Annotated in this window: 17 protein-coding genes; all 17 read left to right on the forward strand. The window is 39.8% G+C overall.

Translation table 11 applies throughout. From position 1 onward, the window contains the following. The first annotated feature begins 1 nt into the window (after nt 1). The 17 genes from LC091_RS05600 (at nt 2) to treC (ending at nt 20,979) form a co-directional block, all read left to right on the forward strand. Nucleotides 2-544 carry a GNAT family N-acetyltransferase gene (locus tag LC091_RS05600; protein WP_226680970.1) on the forward strand — a complete coding sequence of 181 codons (543 nt, stop codon included), beginning with the start codon at nt 2-4 and terminating at the stop codon, nt 542-544. A 560-nt stretch (nt 545-1,104) separates the two neighbouring features. Beyond that, a complete protein-coding gene (locus tag LC091_RS05605) occupies nt 1,105-2,001 on the forward strand; it encodes a GNAT family N-acetyltransferase (protein WP_226680972.1) in 897 nt (298 codons plus the stop codon). 50 nt (nt 2,002-2,051) lie between these two features. Continuing rightward, a complete protein-coding gene (locus LC091_RS05610) occupies nt 2,052-3,644 on the forward strand; it encodes a M2 family metallopeptidase (protein ID WP_226680974.1) in 1,593 nt (530 codons plus the stop codon). A gap of 198 nt (nt 3,645-3,842) precedes the next feature. Continuing rightward, nucleotides 3,843-5,087 (forward strand): D-alanyl-D-alanine carboxypeptidase family protein, encoded by a 1,245-nt coding sequence (locus LC091_RS05615; RefSeq protein WP_226680975.1) that lies wholly within the window; start codon nt 3,843-3,845, stop codon nt 5,085-5,087. Nucleotides 5,088-5,231: 144 nt separating this feature from the next. Then, complete coding sequence (locus tag LC091_RS05620) at nt 5,232-5,678, forward strand: pyridoxamine 5'-phosphate oxidase family protein (RefSeq protein ID WP_226680977.1); 447 nt, start codon at nt 5,232-5,234, stop codon at nt 5,676-5,678. A gap of 150 nt (nt 5,679-5,828) precedes the next feature. Next, nucleotides 5,829-6,362 (forward strand): DUF6241 domain-containing protein, encoded by a 534-nt coding sequence (locus LC091_RS05625; RefSeq protein ID WP_226680979.1) that lies wholly within the window; start codon nt 5,829-5,831, stop codon nt 6,360-6,362. Nucleotides 6,363-6,429: 67 nt separating this feature from the next. Beyond that, nucleotides 6,430-7,596 carry an acyl-CoA dehydrogenase family protein gene (locus tag LC091_RS05630; protein ID WP_226680981.1) on the forward strand — a complete coding sequence of 389 codons (1,167 nt, stop codon included), beginning with the start codon at nt 6,430-6,432 and terminating at the stop codon, nt 7,594-7,596. A 633-nt stretch (nt 7,597-8,229) separates the two neighbouring features. Continuing rightward, nucleotides 8,230-8,523 (forward strand): YhdT family protein, encoded by a 294-nt coding sequence (locus tag LC091_RS05635; protein WP_226680983.1) that lies wholly within the window; start codon nt 8,230-8,232, stop codon nt 8,521-8,523. Beyond that, nucleotides 8,520-9,983 (forward strand): sodium/pantothenate symporter, encoded by a 1,464-nt coding sequence (gene panF, locus LC091_RS05640; protein ID WP_226680985.1) that lies wholly within the window; start codon nt 8,520-8,522, stop codon nt 9,981-9,983. The genes LC091_RS05635 and panF overlap by 4 nt, the downstream gene beginning before the upstream one ends. A 16-nt stretch (nt 9,984-9,999) precedes the next feature. Further along, complete coding sequence (locus LC091_RS05645; RefSeq protein WP_226680987.1) at nt 10,000-12,207, forward strand: hypothetical protein; 2,208 nt, start codon at nt 10,000-10,002, stop codon at nt 12,205-12,207. A gap of 74 nt (nt 12,208-12,281) precedes the next feature. Further along, a complete protein-coding gene (locus LC091_RS05650) occupies nt 12,282-13,544 on the forward strand; it encodes an MBL fold metallo-hydrolase (protein ID WP_226681325.1) in 1,263 nt (420 codons plus the stop codon). Nucleotides 13,545-13,622: 78 nt separating this feature from the next. Then, the gene (locus tag LC091_RS05655; protein ID WP_226680989.1) at nt 13,623-14,105 is read left to right on the forward strand and encodes a hypothetical protein; all 483 of its coding nucleotides are present in this window, start codon (nt 13,623-13,625) and stop codon (nt 14,103-14,105) included. 883 nt (nt 14,106-14,988) lie between these two features. Continuing rightward, nucleotides 14,989-15,369, forward strand: a complete 381-nt coding sequence (locus tag LC091_RS05660) for a CBO0543 family protein (RefSeq protein ID WP_226680991.1) — start codon at nt 14,989-14,991, stop codon at nt 15,367-15,369. 143 nt (nt 15,370-15,512) lie between these two features. Further along, nucleotides 15,513-16,022 (forward strand): PTS sugar transporter subunit IIA, encoded by a 510-nt coding sequence (locus LC091_RS05665; RefSeq protein WP_226680993.1) that lies wholly within the window; start codon nt 15,513-15,515, stop codon nt 16,020-16,022. Nucleotides 16,023-16,082: 60 nt separating this feature from the next. Continuing rightward, nucleotides 16,083-17,498: a PTS system trehalose-specific EIIBC component gene (gene treP, locus LC091_RS05670; RefSeq protein WP_226680994.1), complete on the forward strand. Its 1,416-nt coding sequence runs from the start codon at nt 16,083-16,085 to the stop codon at nt 17,496-17,498. Nucleotides 17,499-17,564: 66 nt separating this feature from the next. Continuing rightward, nucleotides 17,565-19,244, forward strand: coding sequence for a glycoside hydrolase family 13 protein (locus LC091_RS05675; protein WP_226680996.1), 1,680 nt, complete (start codon nt 17,565-17,567; stop codon nt 19,242-19,244). Nucleotides 19,245-19,278: 34 nt separating this feature from the next. Further along, nucleotides 19,279-20,979: an alpha,alpha-phosphotrehalase gene (treC, locus tag LC091_RS05680; RefSeq protein ID WP_226680998.1), complete on the forward strand. Its 1,701-nt coding sequence runs from the start codon at nt 19,279-19,281 to the stop codon at nt 20,977-20,979. Nucleotides 20,980-20,990: the final 11 nt, after the last annotated feature.

Below are 20,990 nucleotides of genomic sequence, written 5' to 3' on the forward strand. Positions count from 1 at the left end.
CATGCTAAAGCCAGTACCAATGCTCAGAACGGAGAGACTTCAGTTAAGAAGTCTTACGTTAAGAGATTCAGATGTTATTTTTTCTTATTTTTCCCAACCGGAGATGACCAAATTCTACGGGATGGAGCCTTTTCAGACAAAAATAGAGGCTGATAAATTCATTAAAGACTTTATTGATGACTATACAACTCTTTATAGATGGGGAATCGTCGAGAAGGAAACAAATACTCTCATAGGGACATGCGGTTTTCATGCAATATCTGAAAAACATCAGCGTGCAGAAATAGGGTATGAAATAGATATTCCTTATTGGGGAAAAGGTTATGCAACAGAGGCCATTGGGGCATTGGTCCACTTTGGGTTCGAGGCGATGAACTTACACCGTATAGGAGCAAATGTCTATCCTGAGAATGTAGGGTCGAGAAAGGTTTTAGAGAAATTAGGGTTTACTCATGAAGGTCTTTTAAGAGGATATTTATATCAAGGTGGAAAATTTCATGATGCAAACGTCTTTTCCATACTCAGAGAAGATATGAATAAATAAACGATTTAAATTACAGGCCGGAAAACACTTTCCACCCTGTAATTTTTTTTGAAAAGCTTTTGAAAGCTTGTTAATCCGTTGATTTCCGTTCCAGGCGCTTCGCTTATCCGAAGGGCGGTCCGTGAGCCTCCTCAGGCTTCGCCTTCTGGGGTCTCACCTGTCCCTTCCTCCCGCGGGCGTCTGCGCGCCTTCCACTCCAATCAACAAGAGGTCTTTATTTCATTCTAGGAATTAAAAAGGCATCTTAATGAGATTAATGAATAAGTATTAACCTATCGTTCACGTGATTTTCAGCTGTGAATTGGAGCAAATGGCGTAGACTCCAGCGGGGGAGTAACGGTAGGTTGAGACCCCACAGGCGAAGCCGAGGAGGCTCAAGCACCGTCCCGCGGAAAGCGAAGCCATTTGCGGAAAGGAACAGCGACGATTAACCAATCAACAAAAATTTTATTTCAGAAAAAATGTATTTAACAGAATATACTGTAAGTTTCTCTGTTATTATTATAAGATAGTAATTAGATTGTCTTCATTTAAAAGCAAGGGTATTAGGAGGCATTTTTATGTATCAAATAAAACGGTTGAGTGAGTGTACGTTAAATCAAGCACTTGAAGCATGGAACAAGGGTTTTGAAGGGTATTTTTTTGATGCAACCATGGATGTGGACCGATTTGCTGCTAGATTGGGTCAGGAAAATATATCTGCTGACCTTTCCATCATTGCATTTGACGGTGAAAACCCTATAGGACTCTTATTAAGCGGATATAAAAAGATTGGGGATAATCTCGTTGCATGGAATGGAGGCACAGGGGTAGCTGCAACTCACCGCAGAAAAGGCATTGGGAAACTGTTGGTAGAAAAAGCATGTGAACTCTATAAAGAAAAAGGGATTCATACATCTACTCTGGAAGCTATCTCTAAAAACAACCAAGCAATATCCTTATACGAATCTAAAGGTTACAAGGTTGTGGATCATGTGGTACACCTTTCCCTTGAGACCTCTGTGGAATTTAATGACTCACTGGAATTTTACCCTGTATACACATCAGCACATGATGCTCAGTATTTATCAAGCTATCGTCATGACACGCCATGGCAAAGTCAATGGTGGTGCATGAAAGATGGATTAACTTTGCAACTAATTGGTACGGATGGCGAGACTGCTGCTTATGCCATGTTTAAAAGACAATATAGTCCTCAGGGCACCTTGAAGGCTATCGTAGTTACACACTGCTTTGTTAATGAAGAACAAAAAGACCCGGAAATAGTAATGGATGCTTTATTCTCGCATCTTTTTCCGCCAACTGTAGCTCCTTACCAGTGTACGGTAGCATTTTTTCAAACGTCCAATAAAAGTGTCTATGACTATCTTATCGACAAAGGATTTTCAATGAAAGTGGACCAGGTTTGGATGAAGAAGGCTATAGCAACAGGTGTGGATCTTGGGCAATTAAGATAGAAAACTGTAGTCAAATTACATATATTATTTCTAATTTTGGAGGGATCGTTATGATGGTTGAAAAGTTTTTAGAAGAACAAAATGAGCAGTTTCAAAAACTATTAAAAAAATCGACGCACGCCGGCTGGATGGCACAGACGACTGGAGAAAAGAAATGGGCAGAGGAAGCCGGTAAAGCTTCTAGTGAATTTAGCCTTTTTTATGCCAATAAAGATCGCTATAACCAGGTCAAGACTTACCTGCAAGATCCAGAACTTACGATGGAACAGAAAAGACAACTAGAAATCCTCGAGTATGGGATGAAGGAAAATCAATTAGATAAGGAAACGATCGAAGAAATGTCTTCTATGTCCTCTGAGTTGAATTACCTTTTCAATACATACTTGCCTGAAGTGAATGGGAAAAAATTATCCGCCAATGATATTAGAAATGTATTATTGAATAGTACAGACAGCAAGGAACGGGAAGAGGCTTGGAAGGCAAGTAAAGAAGTAGGTAAGGTAGTGTCGGATAAACTATTGACACTAGTGAAAAAACGAAATGAAGCGGCACGGAAATTAGGTTATAGGAACTATTATGAGATGTCGTTTGCGAATCAGGAACTAGATTTAGAAGAAGTTTTTTCTATGTTTGACGATCTTGTGGAGCAGTCGGACACTACCTATCGCAGGTTAAAAGGGGAATTAGATAATGAACTAGCCAAAAAGTTTGGAGTGAAAGTGGAAGAGTTAAGACCTTGGCATTACGTAGATCCTTTCTTCCAGGAGGCACCTGCAAACGAACAAACGAATCTTGATCAATTTTTCAAAGGGCAAGATCTTGAAAGATTGACTGCAGAAACGTTCGATTCCATGGATATGCCAATTGAAGGGTTATATGCTTCCTCCGATTTAAATCCACGTGAAGGAAAGAACCCTACAGCGTTTTGTATGGATATGAACCGTGAGGGAGATATTCGTGTACTGTGCAACAACGTTGATAATACATATTGGATGGGAACCATGCTACATGAATTTGGCCATGCAGCGTACAACAAATATGTAAATCGTGACCTTCCCTATTTATTGAGAAGCTTCGCCCATATCTTAACAACAGAATCCATTGCGATGTTATTCGGAAAAATGACGGAAAATAAAGAATGGCTTTCTAAGTTTTTGAAGATAGACGATGCGAAACTTGATACATTAATGCCGTCACTTGAAAAGCATGAACAATTGAAAATGCTGATTTCAGCAAGATGGATTATTACATTTGTTTTCTTTGAAAGAAAGTTATATGAAAATCCTGATCAGGACCTTAATGCTCTTTGGTGGGAAACGGTGGAAAAGATTCAATTGCTTCATCCTCCAGAAGATCGAAGCAATCCGGATTGGGCGGCAAAAATTCATTTTACTCTTGCTCCAGTTTATTATCAGAACTACTTGCTCGGTGAATTGACAGCTGCACAACTCTATCAGCATATTAAAAACAACGTATCTGACGAATTCTTTTCTCTTAAGGTAGGGGCATTTATCCGTGATGAATTCCTAGCACCCGGAGCAACCTATCACTGGAATAAAAAGATTGAAAAAGTAACAGGAGAGCCACTAAACCCTGATTACTTTATAAAAGCCTATTGTGACTACCAAAAAGTGAATAACTAAAAAGTAGTACAGGGTAAGTAGAGCGTTCCTCTATTTACCCTTTTTTTGTTAAGTTTTAATGACTTTTCTAACAAATCCTTAATTTTGCATGATAATCTATTGAAATTAATATAAACTAATAGATAGTGAGATTTTTCGAGTTTTTATGACAGAACACTACACTGAGAATAGATACAGTAGAAAGGTATGTCTTCTTTTATGATAAAAAAACTACAACTTTGTATAATCATCCCATTACTTCTTATGGTTTTTGGGAATTCAATAGCAGTACAAGCAGAAGACCCTGGGGACTTATTTAGTGAGTCCGTTATTTTAATAGATGCTAAATCTGGTAATACGCTTTACGAAAAAGATAGTAAGCGAGAGATGTATCCGGCAAGTATCACTAAAATCGTGACTGCCATCATTGCGATTGAAGAGGGAGATTTGCAAGATATCGTAACCGTTAGTAAAAATGCGAGAGATCAAGATGGTTCACGGGTATATTTACTTGAAGGGGAAAAAATAACCCTTAAAAAGTTGGTACAAGGATTGATGATTAACTCAGGGAATGACGCAGGCACCGCCATTGCAGAGCATTTTGACGGCAGTGAAAAAGCATTTGCAAAACGGATGAATACATTCGTGAAAGAAAAAGTTGGAGTGAAGAACACGAATTTCACTAACCCGCATGGTTTATATCATCCTGACCATGTGACAACTGCGCACGATATGGCAAAGATTGCACAATATGCCATGAAGAATGAAACATTTAGGGAGATTGTTGGAACAAAGGAAATGGAGTGGGTAGGTGAAGGGTGGGAGACCACATTGTTTAACCATCACCGCTTATTGTGGGATTATGAAGGAACAACCGGGGTGAAAAATGGGTATGTTCCGGAATCTGGTCATACGTTGGTCACTTCTGCCGAAAGGGATGGAATGGATCTTATCGTGGTAACCATGAAGGCAGCGTCTAAGTATTACATCTATAAAGACACGATGTCCCTATTAGATTATGGGTTCGCCAATTTCACTACAGATGAAATCAAAAAAGGTGAAATGGTCACAGATGCTGCAGGGAGAGAATACATGCTTGCGAAAAACGTGCATGTAGCAAAGCAAGAAGAGGAAACGGTTAACTTGCGGGTAAACAAGGACAAGGATTTGGTTGTGAAAATTGGCAACCGGGAACATGTCGAAGAAAACGTATTAGTTGAGCAAGAACGAAATGACCTAACACCTGCTCCTACAGCATCTTCATCAGATTCGGCTAATTCATCAGGAGTAAATGGAGATACAAGAACAAAAAGCAGTTTGGTACCTACCATTTTTATATTCCTCTCACTATTAATCTTCTTTTTTCTTATGAATGTGCTCCAGAGGAGAAGAAGGAGAAAGAAAATGCAACAACGATACTCAGATTCTCTCGTTTATTCTAGAAGAAGCAGCTATTATAGGTAGTATTGACAGCGGAACCTCCTGTGAGAATATCAGGAGGTTCCGCTGTTTTGTATTAAAATAGTGGGGTAGGTTATTAATAAGGGTTTGGCGAGTTGTCCAAAGATTGTATATAATGGAGATATGTAGATAATAGGAGGTAGGAAAATGCCGAGAAAAGAGAGTACGCTTAATGAGCATCTGATTGAATTATTGCAAGGGGAGAAAATTGTATCCCTGATCACAACAGACAAAGATACGCAAAAACCGAACTTAAGCATCGTGTCATGGTTAGTTGCACATGAAGATGGGAAAACCATTAAATTTGCTTTAGGTCATAAAGCGGAGAGTGCGTTTAATATTCAAGAGAACCCTAATTTGATTTTAGGTGTTGTAGGTGCAGGAAGCTGTTATTCCATTAACGGTAAAGGGTCCGTATCCGAAGTTATTGATAAAACAATGAAGTACCGTGTAGTAACTGTGGAAGTGGAGTCAGTGGAAGATGTTATATTCTATGGTGGAAAAGTTACGCAAGAACCTGACTATGTGAAAACATATGACGAAGAACTTGCCAAAAAATTAGATGAAGAAGTTTATGAGCTATTGAAAGGCTGATTTCTCGATAAATGGGGCTGTCCAAATAATGAGGGCAGCCTTTTCTATTTGTCTTGAATTATCTCTCCATTTTAATAGAAACATGGAAAAGTCATACATTTCCATATATAATAATAGAATACTAATTTTTTCTAAATGAAAGGGGTTTCTATGAAAAGTTGGTTTAAATCGAACAAGAGAAAACTGCTTCCATTTGTGGCTGTTTTTCTTTTGGCAGGAGCACTTATTACTTATTATTTGTACACGTCACCATTTCAGGGGGCAGGAGGGCTAGGGACTCAGAGTAATCAAGCTTCTTCCACATTATCCACATCAAGAAATATCCAAGTTGAACAAGAGAATCCATTCGATCATAAAAAGAAATTAAATGAGGTTCATGTGGTTAATTACATTCACTGGATGTCCCATCAAAAAGTGAAAGCGGAAAGCAAGTGGACACACTATAAGATGACGCCCGAAAGAATTGAGTGGCTACTAGAAAAAGTGCAAGAAGCCGAGTTCGAACATGAGGAAGTGTATGTGGAAATCCTGACAAAGTGGCAAAAAGGTGACTTTGCAACAGCACACATAGATCATAATAGAGTTTGGTCCTTACTTAATGGGACTGTTGGGAAAGCTACGGGCGTTATGACCGAAGAAGAAGAAAAAGATTACTTAGAGAACCCGAATATTAAGTTTAAATAATGGCTCCTACATCACCTTGTGGTAAAATGATGGGTAATTCAAACAGTCCAAAGGTGGTATATGTCAGATGAACAGAATTAAAAGTTTTGCAAGAACAGTAGAGCAAGAACATCTTGTCACTAAAGCATCTTCATTGGCATCGGATTTTTATACCCGTGCTGCTCATTATGATCGTAATGCTATCTTTCCATTTGAGAATTTCAAAGCTCTTAAAGAGGCAGGGGTTATCGATCTTACCATCCCAAAGGAATATGGTGGAATAGGAGCAGGACTTTATGATTTTGTTTTACTGCAGGAAACCATTGCACAAGGTGATGCTCCTACTGCACTGAGTCTCGGTTGGCATTTAGGTATTATGATGAACGAAGGAATTAATCGATCTTGGCCTCAGGAAATTTATGAAATGGTTTGTCGAGATATTATTAAGCACAAAAAATTAATTAACAGTGCACATAGCGAAAGAAAAACAGGCAGCCCAGCTAGAGGAGGGAAACCTGAAACCGTTGCAAAAAAGCTTTCCAACGGAGATTGGGTAATTAATGGGAGAAAAAACTTCACTTCTCTTGCCCCTGTCTTGGATTATTTCATCATATCAGCTAGCATAGAAGGAACGGAAGATGTAGGAGAGTTTTTACTTCCGCGTGAACTAAAGGGAATCTCTATAGAAGAAACGTGGAACTCTATGAGCATGAGAGCCACAAGAAGTGACGATTTGGTTCTATCAGAAGTCATGGCAGATAAAGAAGCACTTCTGTATATAAAAAAGAAAAAAGCACCGAAACCACAAGGATGGCTACTACATATACCCTCTTGTTACTTAGGCATAGCTATAGCAGCAAGAAACGAAGCTGTATCATTCGCAGATTCGTATCATCCAAACAGCCTGCCTCATCCGATACGAGAAGTGCCTAAAGTAAGAGAACGGGTAGCAAAAATGGATGTGGAATTGACTGCAGCCCGTCATTTATTGTACAGCGTGGCAAGACTGTGGGATGAAGAGCCGGATAAGCGTAATGAACTGGTTGGTGAGCTTGCGACAGCTAAGTTGGTTGCAACAAATAGCGCCATTTCCATTGTGGATGAAGCGATGCGGATTGTCGGCGCACAAAGTCTGCATGCAGAACATCCCCTTCAACGCCATTATCGTGACGTCCGGGCAGGCCTTCACAACCCCCCAGCTGATGAAATCACGCTGGAAACCCTGGCAAAGCAGGCTTTTATAAAAGAAAGTTAAGAAAGTGGTATACTCGTTGATTTCCGTTCCAGGCACTTCGCTTATCCGAAGGGCGGTCCGTGAGGCTCACGTGGTGTAGGCCACTGAAGAAGTGTGTAATTTTACAAATTATGTAACACCGCTGTGTATTTCCGCAAATGGCTTCGCTTTCCTAGGGGCGCTGCTGGAGCCTCCTCGGCAAGCCTGCGGGGTCTCCACCTAGCGCTATCTCCCTCAGGAGTCTTCGCCTTTTGCTTCAATACACAGCTGTAAATCTTTACTTAAATTATAAACTTTTTCTCAGTGACCTACTTCGTTGGTCTCACCTGTCCCTTCCTCCCGCGGGCGTCTGCGCGCCTTCCACTGCAATCAACAAGGTGGCTTCATTTACTTAAGGACTAGAGAGAATTTATCTAAAGGAGTTAACTGGAAAAGTACAAACATTTGGTTGTCTTAGTTTCTAGCTGTGGATTGGAGCAAATGGCGGAGACTCCAGCGGGGGAGTAACGGTAGGTTGAGACCCCTGAAGCGTTGTGAGGAGGCTCAAGGCACCGTCCCACGGAAAGCGAAGCCATTTGAGGAAAGGAACAGCGAGGCAATCCAGTAACTATGGCTTTTAAGAAGTACAGACTGAATTAAAAAGAGAGTGATTTTATGCACGAGAATTTCAACAAGCGAAAAGGAGACTGGCGCTATCCCTTTGCACATAGAGAAGCATGGATTGGGATTGCGCTTGTTCTTTTCCATTTTGCTTGGTGGTACGGCTTTGCTTACGGTTTTGGATCAAAGCCGGTCGAATCATATACATATATTTTGGGCTTTCCCGCTTGGTTTTTTTATAGTTGTATCCTAGGCTTTATCATCATCATTGCACTCGTCATTCTAGTTGTTCGATTCTTGTTTAAAGATCTTCCTTTAGAGTCAGATGAAGAAGGTGATCGCCCATGAACCTTCATGTGATCATTCCCTTGTTGATATTTCTCATTATTATTTTTCTAATTGGAGTTTTTGCTTCCAGGAAATTAAGTAATACCTCCTCTTTTGTGCAGGATTACTTCCTTGGAGGAAGAGAGCTTGGAGGCCTATTGCTTGCAATGACAATGGTCGCGACGTATGGAAGTGCCTCAAGCTTCATTGGAGGGCCGGGAATTGCTTATAAGACAGGACTTGGTTGGGTCCTACTGGCCATGATACAAGTGGTGACGGGGTATTTTGTGTTAACGATTTTAGGTAAGAAGTTCGCCATTATGGCAAGAAAAATGAAAGCCATCACACTGATTGACTTTTTAAAAGAAAGATATCAGAGTAAGTGGGTTGTTTTATTATCTGCAAGTAGTATCATTCTTTTCCTTTTTTCCGCGATGGCAGCGCAATGGATAGGCGGAGCAAGGCTGATTGAGTCGATAACGGGTCTCTCTTATACATCAGCATTATTTGTATTTGCTGCTTCGGTATTGGTCTATGTGATCATTGGCGGATTCCGTGCTGTGGCCATTACAGATGGAGTGCAGGGAATTATCATGGTGGTAGGTACCGTTGTCATATTGGCAGGGACCATCATTGCCGGTGGTGGTATCCCTGCCATTATGAGTGATTTGATGGCGGAAAATCCTAATCTCATTACCCCGTTTGGAGCTGATGGATCACTGACGCCATTATATGTTTCTTCTTTTTGGATTCTAGTGGGTGTAGGGGTAGTAGGCCTTCCTCAAGTGGCTGTCAGAGCAATGTCGTACAAGAACTCAAAAGCTATGCACGCAGCATTAATTATTGGGACCATCGTCGTTGGATTTATCATGCTAGGCATGCACTTGGCAGGTGTATTTGGAAGAGCGGTATTGCCTGGCTTAGACACTCCAGATACAGTGATGCCACTATTGGCCCTGCATGTCTTGCCAGGATGGCTAGCTGGGGTTGTATTGGCAGCACCAATGGCCGCCATAATGTCCACGGTTGACTCCCTTTTGCTAATCGTGAGTTCTTCCATTGTAAAAGACGTATATTTAAATTATATTCGTCCTGATGCACCAGAAAAGAATATCAAAAGGATAAGCATAGGAGTAACGGCAGTCGTAGGTGTACTGGTGTTTTTTATGGCTATTGATCCGCCAGCATTTCTTATTACCTTAAACCTCTTTGCCTTTGGTGGATTGGAAGCGGCCTTTATCTGGCCGGTTGTCTTGGGTCTTTATTGGAAAGGTGGCAATGCTGTAGGTGCTTTAGCTTCGATATTTACAGGGGTACTTACCTATATAGGAATAACGATATATTTTCCTGATGCTTTTGGAATGCATAGTGTCGTAATGCCAGTGATGCTTTCCCTTTTAGCATATGTAGTGTGTAGCATTGTAGGAAAAAATCGAAAAAGGAAGGAACACCAGGAAATAATAAATAAATACTTGCTTTAAAGAGTAGGAGTTTAAAATGAACAAGCTAAAACAGCTTTATGATAACAGTATAGAAAAAGCTAATAGCTTTATAAGGGAAAGCAAAAGTCATCTTGTTATTAGCCTTCTGCTTTATATATCAGTTTTTGTTTTCGTATTAAGTTATTTCTTCTTTACGGGTGCAGGAAAGTGGTTTGATATCCTATTAATTGCAGGGACAGGTGCTTTGGCATTAGTCTTAGGCCTAGGAATAACTTTAGTCCTCTTGAACATTTTAGAGGAATTACCAAGAATTCTGGTGGCTGTCATTGTTGCTTGTATTGTGGTGATATATAGTGTTGGAGCGTTTATGGGCCCGTTTTTCCGATTAATGGGATTTACCGTCCTAGTCCTGGCAATATTTTTAGGAATTACAGTTTTCTTTTATCGTAACAAGAAAAAAGCCCTTTTTCTTTTTTTTAGTTTCATAACGGTAGGCTTGCACATAGGAGCTGTCTACTTAGCAGTTACAGATGGGAAAGAAGGTCCTTGGTCACTTGAAATAAACAGCAATGAAACACCTTTAACAAACCCAGCTGACAGTGGAGGAGCCAAGGTTCAGTATTTTACATATGGAAGTGGCAAGGATGAACGCAGAGAAGAATATAGAGATGTAAAATACAAATCGCCTACTGTCAATATGTCGTCGTTTGTTGCCCAGCCTAAAGGGTTGAATAAATGGTACCGAGAATGGTTTTGGGGATTTGATTTATACAATGCACCTTTGAATGGTCGAGTTTGGATGCCGGAAAAAGAAGAAGAAGGAGCATATCCTCTCGTTTTAATCGTCCATGGCAATCATAATATGGCTGACTTTTCCGATGGAGGTTATGCATATCTTGGTGAAATGCTCGCTAGTAAAGGGTATGTCGTTGCGTCGGTGGATGAGAACTTTATCAACTCCGGTAAAACAGGTCATATCGGTTGGGATAACGCCGGGAGGGCATGGTTGTTACTGAAACATCTGGAGTTGTGGCAGTATTGGAACAATGACAGTACACATGCGCTATACAACAAAGTGGACATGGATAATATTGCTCTCATCGGCCACTCCAGGGGAGGAGAAGCGGTCAGCATTGCTAAGCTCTTCAATGATCTCGATCGGTTTCCAAATAACGCAAAAGTAAGTCTAAACTTTGATTTTTCCATTAAGTCATTAGTAGGGTTATCGCCTGGTGATGGCCGTTTCAAACCGGGAGATCAGCCAGTAAAACTACAAGATGTTAACTACCTTACCCTTCAAGGTGGAAATGATACGGACCATACGAATTACCTTGGTATGAGACAATTTCAACGTGTTTCTTTTTCAGATGATTTTGATGGGTTCAAAAGCAGTATCTATATAAATGGTGCCAACCATGGTCAATTTAATTCTGATTGGGAAGTGGATCAACCAAGTCCGTATTGGTGGTTTATGAATCGCAAAGAGATAATGGATCCAGAAATGCAAAGAGAAATCACCAAGGTATATGTTTCTGCCTTTCTTGACACCACTCTAAAAGGGAAACGGGAATATCGCGAAGTTTTTTCAAATAAGGAGATTGCTTCGTCATGGGTTCCAACCGATCCGCTTAGAGTGCGCTATGAGGATCATGATTTTCAATCTATCGCTTCTTTCGAGGAAGATGCGGATGTAACCAAAACTACCGAAGAGGGAGTACGGTTACAAGGATACAATCTCCGTGTATGGAAGGAGATAAATTTACTTCAAAGAAATAAAGAACAACAAAATAATCAGGTAGTAAAACTTGGTTGGACGAATAAAAACAGTCGATATACCATCACATTGCCTGAAGGGGTTGCCGAAAACCTCTCAGAAGACACTATATTAAGGTTTGATGCAGCCCAGGCACATCCAATTAGATATGATTTTTATTCAATTGACCTACCTGAAGGATATGAAAATAAAGCAATTCCTATATCAGTAAGTGTCAAAACAAAGGGAATGGCGGATTTTGATGGCAGAGTAAGAAAAACCATTTACGTCGAACCTACTTATACTACTACCTTGTACCGTTTTGATTGGTGGAATGATCGTTACGGCAATCAATATGAACATATGCTTCAAACATACGGTATCCCTTTGAATTATCTAAAAGAGAATTTTCCTGATATAGATTTTACACAGATAGAAGAGGTTACGTTTGAATTCAACCAGACAGATAGCGGGTTGATTTTCTTAGATAACATTGGCTTTAACAACTAATCAATGCATAAAAAAACCAACTCTCCCTCATAGTAAATATAGAATCATCATACAAGGGGGAGAGTAGGTTGAACATGAAAAAAATCATCATATTGCTGCTTCTCGCTATTCTTCTTCAGCCACTGAATGCTCCTGAGTCAAGTACGCTGACACCACTGTCCATTAATCAAAATGGTTCGGCATCATTTCTCTATGAAATAGAGAAACCAAAGGACACCAACATAGTTTCTCTCCCTTTACTTGTTCATTTTATTGATGTGGGGCAAGGGGACGCAATCCTCCTTCAAACCCCTAATGGTTCTAATGTACTTGTAGATACCGGCCCTAAAGATTCATCTAAAAAACTGCTTGCTTATTTAAAAAAATTAAACGTATTGTCCATTGATTTGTTAGTCATCACTCATCCGGACTTTGACCATATTGGAGGCATTCCTTCCCTACTGGAAAAGTTACCTGTCAAGAAAATATTAGACAGCGGGAAGGCACATACAACCTTAACATTCATTCAATACAAACAATATGTATGGAACAATATCGTCCCTGTACAATATGCAAAAGAAAAAATGAAGTTGGACATTGATCCTGAATTAAAAATCAAGGTGTTAAACAGTGGTTCTGAAGAGAAAGAAACAAACAATGCATCCATTGTCCTTCATATTACATACGGAGAGATGAAATTTTTATTAATGGGTGATACGGAGGAAGAAGAAGAAAAGAGAATGAGCAGGAAATATAAACTTGAATCGACCATCTTGAAGGTTGCCCATCATGGTTCTAACAGTTCCTCGACCGCTTCGTTTTTAAAGGATGTTCAGCCCAAAATCGCAGTAATATCCGCCGGGAAGGATAATGACTTCCATCATCCGCATTTGCCTGTATTAAACAGATTAATTGAGAGTGGTGCAGATATTTACAATACTGCGGAGTCTGGGAGCATTGTTTTTTCAACAGATGGGAAGCTCTTATTTGTCAACAATCGTCCATGGCTCTATGCTAATCAGCAAAAGCAAGAAACAAATAATTCGATTGTCATCACCGGTTTGGATGTAAAAGAAGAAATGGTGACATTAGAAAATAAAAGCGCTGAAACAGTTGATATGTCCTATTGGAAGCTGGTAAGTAAAAAAGGATATCAAACATTTGATTTCCCTGAAAATTATAAGCTCCAACCTGGCGAAACCATTTACATTGCTTCAGGCGCACATAAACAACATTTTAAAAAATATATCCATTGGTTAAGTGATCATTTGTGGAATAATAATGGTGATAAAGCTCAACTTTATGATGATCAAGGAGATTTAGTGGATGAATATGAAGCAGTACTGAAGGACGAATAGGTTTTAAATCTTTCGAATGGTGTTATGTAAGTAGATAAGAACCTTTATCAAAAAGCCAATGCGAGGAGCCTTAAACCATTGAAAAAACTAAAAAAACCAGTTCGTCTGACACTAGCACTTATAATGAGTCTATTTTTATTTATGCTGTACATCCACAATACCAAGGAAGAAGTTATAGCATCAGCCATAAAAGAATCAAATCAAAATGGTGTATCATTAAGTCTGCAAAATCCTTATGTCATGCCAATCAAAGTTTACAGAGCTTCCATGATTGACGGCAAAGAAAATGAGCTTCCCATCACCGCCTACAGCATTAAACTCAATGGGGTATATACTGGTGGAGACTCCAGCCTAGATGGATCATTCATGTCTACACAAACGGAGGAGTTTGAGGAATTGAAGGAGGTTACGATTCCAAGCGACACTTCAAAAAATGAAGATATTTATAGCATCTATATTACAGACGAGAAAATGGAAGGAAGCGTAGAAGCAGCAGAAAAAGTCAAAATCACTTTCAAAATATTTTCCTTCCTCCCAATAACGACCACCATATCACTCTAAACACTGCGTACCCTGCAGTGTTTTTTATGTTTATAAGACAGTTGATTTCCGTTCCAGGCGCTTCGCTTGCCTGCGGGCGTCTGCGCGCCTGCTCGGCTTGCAGCGACGCCACTGAAAAAGTCTATAAATTTAGATGTAGTTTAGACCCCGCTGTTGATTTACGAAAAAGGCTTCGCTTTCCTAGGGGCGCTGCTGGAGCCTCCTCGGCTACGCCTGCGGGGTCTCCACCTAGCGCTATCTCCCTCAGGAGTCTCCGCCTTTTTCTCCAATCACCAGCTAGAAATCATTTAAGTACATGAGATTTCAGATTTTCAGTGGCTTCGCTTGCAGCCTGTGGGGTCTCACCTGTCGCTTCCTACCGCGGGCGTCTGCGTGCCTTCCACTTCAATCAACAAGGTGACTTCATTCACTCAAATTTTTAAAAAGCTATTTTACGCTTAAATTGAAAACCATTAACGTTTCGTCCTCCCAATTTCGAGCTGTGGATTGGAGCAAATGGCGTAGACTCCAGCGGGGGAGTAACGGTAGGGTGAGACCCCTAAAGCGGAGTGAGGAGGCTCAAGCACCGTCCCGCGGAAAGCGAAGCCATTTGCGGAAATCCACAGCGGCGCTTAAGCAGCAGTTGTTGCCTGATTTTTCTCATTGTACAATCAGCCAACAGAGTATTTTAAAAGCATTAGGGGAAAATAAAACAACTTATGACTGTTTATAAAGGTGTTTAAGGTGATAAAGAGAGGGAATGTACATAATGGAGATTGTCAATTATAACTCCCTATACAATTGGATAGTTCTAAGCTCAATAGCCGATCCCCGCTGGTGGCTACTATTCGCATCCATTTTTTTCCCTTGGTTGTTGTGGTGGCGGATAGTAGAAAGATCCAGGATGTTTGAGATACTGGCCTTTGGTCTCTTTTGGGCAGCAATGGCAACGTGGCTGGATATACTAGGTACAGAATATGGAAAGTGGAGTTACCCCTTTAGATTAAACAATGACATTCAAACACTACTTCCCGCAGATTCAGCGGTTATTCCTGTCTTGTATATGCTCCTATATCAATATACGTCTACGTGGAAATCATTCGTCATTGGCAGTGTGCTACTTGCAGGGGTCCTTTCTTTTATATTTGAACCACTCTTTCTGATGCTTGATATGTTGGATTTGAAAGAATGGTCCCACACGAAATCATTTTTATCTTTTATTTTTTTGGCAATTGCCACAAGAACTCTTTTCTTTTTTATAAAAAAGAAGCAGACTACTTTTTAGTTGACTAACATGTATATACAAGTTAGACTAGTTTACACCGACATGTATATACAAGTTGTCGTACAAATGTAAGCGTTTTTTCAGTGAGTTCGTAATTCATCATATAAAGAAAAAATATATCTAATTATTTTGGAGGGATTATTATGTTCAAAAAACTTTTCGGAATGAAAGAAACCACCCAAATTCCTACTGAGGAAACAATCCTTGCACCTTTGAGCGGAAGAGTAACAGAGCTAAGCGAGGTTCCAGATCCGACGTTTTCACAGAAAATGATGGGGGATGGGTTGGCGATCGTTCCATCTGAAGGAGAAGTGGTTTCCCCTGTTGATGGAGAGATTGTTCAGTTCTTCCATACAAAACATGCAATTGGCATTCGTTCACTTTCCGGAGCGGAAATACTGATCCATGTTGGACTTGAAACAGTATCCATGAATGGGGAAGGCTTTGAAGGACATGTAAAAGAAGGCGATAAAGTAAAAGCTGGAGACAAATTGATTACTTTTAACATCGATCTTATTAAAGAGAAGGCTGCTGATATCATCACGCCAATCGTTATTACGAATGGGGAAAATGTCGAGAGCCTCGATAAGTTATCCATGGTGGACGCTGTTAAAGGTCAAACAGAATTATTTCAGCTTAAAATGAAAAATTAAGTAGCAATTAAATATAAGAGATTCTAAACAAATAGAGAAGAAATACAGGAGGAAACTCAAATGGACATAAGAAAACAGACGGAAGAAATTGTCCAAGCCTTAGGGGGAAAAGAAAACGTTAGTGCTGCCACACATTGTGTGACTCGTCTCCGTTTGGCTTTGCATGATGAAAGTAAGGTAGATCAAAAAGCACTAGAAGGCATTGATGTCGTGAAAGGTTCTTTTTCCACTAATGGTCAATTTCAAGTTGTTATTGGACAAGGAACTGTCAATAAGGTTTACAAAGAGTTTGTTGAAATTACCGGTGTGGGAGAATCTTCAAAGGATGAAGTGAAGAAAGCTGCTGAATCAAACTTGAATCCCCTGCAGCGTGCCATAAAAACACTAGCGGATATTTTTATTCCCATATTGCCCGCCATTGTTACAGCTGGTCTACTGATGGGGATAAACAATTTGTTAACAGGGCCGGGTATTTTTTATGATGAACAATCTGTTATTGATGTTCATACAGAATGGGCAGATATTGCAAGTATCATTAACTTGATAGCCAATACGGCCTTTGTCTTTTTACCAGGGCTTATTGGTTGGTCTGCTGCAAAACGATTTGGCGGCAGTGAACTGTTAGGGATTGTGCTTGGACTAATGCTTGTACATCCTGATCTACTTAATGCATGGGGATATGCAGAAGCTCAACAAGACGGAGCGGTTGAAACCTGGAAGTTTTTTGGATTAGAGATTGAAAAAGTAGGATATCAAGGACAAGTATTGCCTGTTCTTGTGGCGGCGTTTGTACTGGCTAAAGTAGAGCAATTCTTATCCAAACGGGTAAGTGACGCGTTTCATATGCTTATCGTCCCACCCATTACCTTATTATTGACAGGATTCGTAACGTTTGTAGCAATTGGACCTGTTACATTTGCTATAGGTAATTTCCTGACGAACGGATTTGTAGGGATTTTTGATGCTGTTCCTGCATTAGGTGGACTTATTTATGGTGGTCTATATGCACCATTAGTAATCACAGGGATGCATCACACATTCCTTGCAGTAGATTTCCAACTGATTGCAACAATTGGTGGAACATTCTTATGGCCGATGGTTGCCCTGTCAAACATTGCACAAGGTTCAGCTGCATTTGCCATGATGCTTGCGACGAAAGATGAGAAGTTGAAAGGTCTAGCATTAACATCTTCCATTTCTGCGTGGTTGGGAATTACAGAACCAGCAATGTTTGGTGTTAACTTACGTTTCCGCTATCCCTTTTTTGCAGCAATGATTGGTTCTGCCATTGCAGGGATTATTATAACCATTGCTGGTGTTAAGGCTCCGTCCATTGGGGTGGGTGGAATACCTGCATTCTTCTCCATTATGGCAGAATACTGGCCAATTTTCTTCCTTGGAATGGGAATAGTGCTTGTCGTACCATTTGTCATTACTTTCTTAATAGCAAAAGTGAAAATGAGAAAAGAAGCGTAAAGATTGTAAAAAGGGGTCTGTCCCCTTTTTGCAATTTTTTTCAATTATGAAGGGAGAGGTTGATAGATGAAGCATTCTTGGTGGAAGGAAAGTGTCGTGTATCAAATTTATCCTCGAAGTTTTATGGATTCCAACGGCGATGGCATTGGTGATATTCAGGGGATTATCATGAAGCTGGATTACCTGAAGGAACTTGGTATCGATACCATATGGCTATCTCCAGTATACGAATCACCAAATGATGATAATGGGTACGACGTTAGTAATTACATGAAAATAATGGACGAGTTCGGATCAATGGAAGATTGGGAAGAGCTGTTACAACAGATACATATAAGGGATATGAAATTGATTATGGACCTTGTAATCAATCATACTTCTGATGAGCACGAGTGGTTTGTGCAGGCGAAAACATCCAGGGAAAATCCATACCGTGACTATTATATTTGGAGGGACGCAAAAGACGGCAAGGAGCCTAACAACTGGGCATCTAATTTTGGAGGGTCTGCTTGGGAATATAATGAAGAGACAAAAGATTTTTACTTGCATTTATTCTCTAAAAAACAGCCTGACCTAAACTGGCAAAACGAAAAGCTTCGGGAAGAAGTGTATCACATGATGAAATGGTGGCTGGATAAAGGTGTCGACGGATTTAGGATGGATGTTATCAACTTTATTTCCAAAGTAGATAACTTGCCTGACGGAGAGATGAAACCTGGGAAAAAATTTGCTTCTGGAAGCAAATTCTACCGTAACGGACCAAAGATTCATGATTACTTAAAAGAAATGAATGAGAAGGTTTTGTCTCATTATGATGTTATGACGGTCGGAGGGATGCCTGGCGTTACTCCTGATCAAGCAAAAGACTACACAGGTGAAGAACAAAATGAACTGAACATGGTTTTCCAATTTGAACATATGGGATTGGATAATGGACCGAATGGGAAATGGGACTTGCAGGAACTTGATTTATTTGATCTTAAACAGAGTTTATCAAGGTGGCAGTATGCTCTATCAGAAAGCGGCTGGAATAGTCTTTACTTGAATAACCATGACCAACCAAGGTCCGTCTCAAGATTTGGAAACGATGAGAAATACCGAGTAGAATCCGCAAAAATGCTGGCTACGCTTCTTCATATGATGAAAGGTACTCCATATGTCTATCAAGGAGAAGAGATTGGTATGACAAATGTACGATTTGATTCAATCGAATCCTACAAAGATATTGAGTCACTTCAAGCTTATTCCGACTTAAAAGAGCAGGGGTGGAGTGAGCAGAAAGTAATGGAAAGCCTATTCCAGAAAAGCAGGGACAATGCCAGAACACCGATGCAATGGAACAATGAGGAGCACGGTGGCTTTTCTACAGGGGAACCATGGTTAGCGGTAAACCCGAATTACAAATCTATCAACGTAGAAGCCGAAAGAAATAATGAAGATTCTATTTTTAACTATTACAAACGATTGATTCAATTACGAAAGCAAAATGATCTGATTGTTTATGGAGATTACGAATTGATTCTTGAGGATGATTCAGAGATTTACGCCTATGTTAGAAGCTATCAAAACAAAAGGCTGCTTGTAATCTGCAACTTCTATGACAAGGAGCCAACATTCAGATTACCAAGAAATATTAATTTTATGACCAAACAACTATTATTAAGTAACTATTCGGTAGAAGAACAAAGTAATATTGCTGAATTCACCTTGCAACCATATGAAGCGCGGGTTTATTTATTGAATTAATATCTACTATTTTAATTAAAAGAGGTGCGTGAAAATGAGTAAAATAAAACAAGAACCATGGTGGAAGAGGTCTGTTGTTTATCAAATCTATCCAAAAAGCTTCAATGATACAACAGGAAACGGCGTAGGGGATATCCAAGGTATTATTGAGAAGCTTGATTACTTAAAAGAACTAGGAGTCGATGTTATTTGGCTCACTCCTATATACAAATCACCTCAAAAAGATAATGGTTACGATATCAGTGATTATTTTTCCATTCATGAAGAATATGGAACGATGGAAGACTTTGATCAGCTTTTATCCCAAGCGCATGATAGAGGAATTAAAGTCATCATGGACATTGTGGTGAATCATACATCCACAGAACATGAATGGTTCCAAAAATCCAAAGTACAGAAAGACAATAACCCATATCGTGATTTTTATATTTGGAAAGACAGCAAACAAGATGGCAGCGAACCGACAAACTGGGAATCCAAATTTGGCGGGAACGCTTGGCAATATGATGAGAAAACAGGTCAGTGGTATTTGCATCTATTTGATGTGACCCAAGCTGACTTGAATTGGGAGAATGAAGAAGTTCGCAAACAAGTTTATGATATGATGACGTTTTGGTTTGAAAAGGGAGTAGATGGTTTTAGGCTAGATGTAATAAACCTCATTTCCAAAGACCAGAGTTTTCCGGATGATGACGGCTCTGTGCCTCCAGGCGATGGTCGTAAATTTTACACAGACGGACCACGAGTTCATGAATATATGAATGAAATGTACGAAAAAGTGTTTTCTAAATATGACAGCATGACGGTAGGGGAAATGTCCTCAACGACAATTGATCATTGTATAAAATACACTCGACCTGATCGAAACGAGCTCAGCATGACATTTAACTTCCATCATTTAAAAGTGGATTATCCGAATGGAGAAAAATGGTCTGTTGCAGATTTTGATTTCCAACAATTGAAGGATATTTTATCCACATGGCAGATTGAAATGGAAAAAGGCGGCGGTTGGAATGCTCTGTTCTGGTGCAACCATGATCAACCGCGTGTCGTATCTCGATATGGGGATGATGGAAAATTTCACAATAAATCAGCAAAAATGCTTGCTACAAGCATGCATATGATGAGGGGTACTCCTTACATTTATCAAGGGGAAGAGTTCGGAATGACCAACCCAGGATTTGTGAAAATAAGTGACTATCGGGACGTAGAATCTTTAAATATTTTCAACTTAAAGAAGGAAGCTGGAATGAGTGAGGAAGAAATACTCGAGATCCTCCGTCATAAGTCCCGCGATAATTCAAGAACGCCGGTTCAGTGGAATAGAGAAGAAAATGCAGGATTTACGAAAGGCACTCCTTGGATTGGAGTGGCAAATAACTACAAAGAAATCAACGCTGAGACAGCTTTGAATGACGAAGATTCCGTTTTCTATCATTATAAAAAGTTAATTGAATTACGCAAGAACTATGATGTTATCACACATGGAGATTTTAAATTGATTTCAGGAGATCATCCGCAAATCTTTGCCTATATCCGTAATAGTGAAAATGAAAAACTTCTTGTGGTAAGCAATTATTATGGGAAGGAAAGTTCGTTTGTGCTACCAGAGGATGTTGATGTAGATGGCTACAAATCAGAAGTGCTGTTAAGCAACTATGAGGACTCTAGCAATCAATATAGTGAGTTGACTTTACGTCCATACGAATCCATCGTTTATCACCTGAAAAAGTAATGCTACAATAG

The sequence above is a fragment of the Sutcliffiella horikoshii genome, assembly GCF_020524325.1.
GTDB lineage: Bacteria > Bacillota > Bacilli > Bacillales > Bacillaceae_I > Sutcliffiella_A > Sutcliffiella_A horikoshii_D.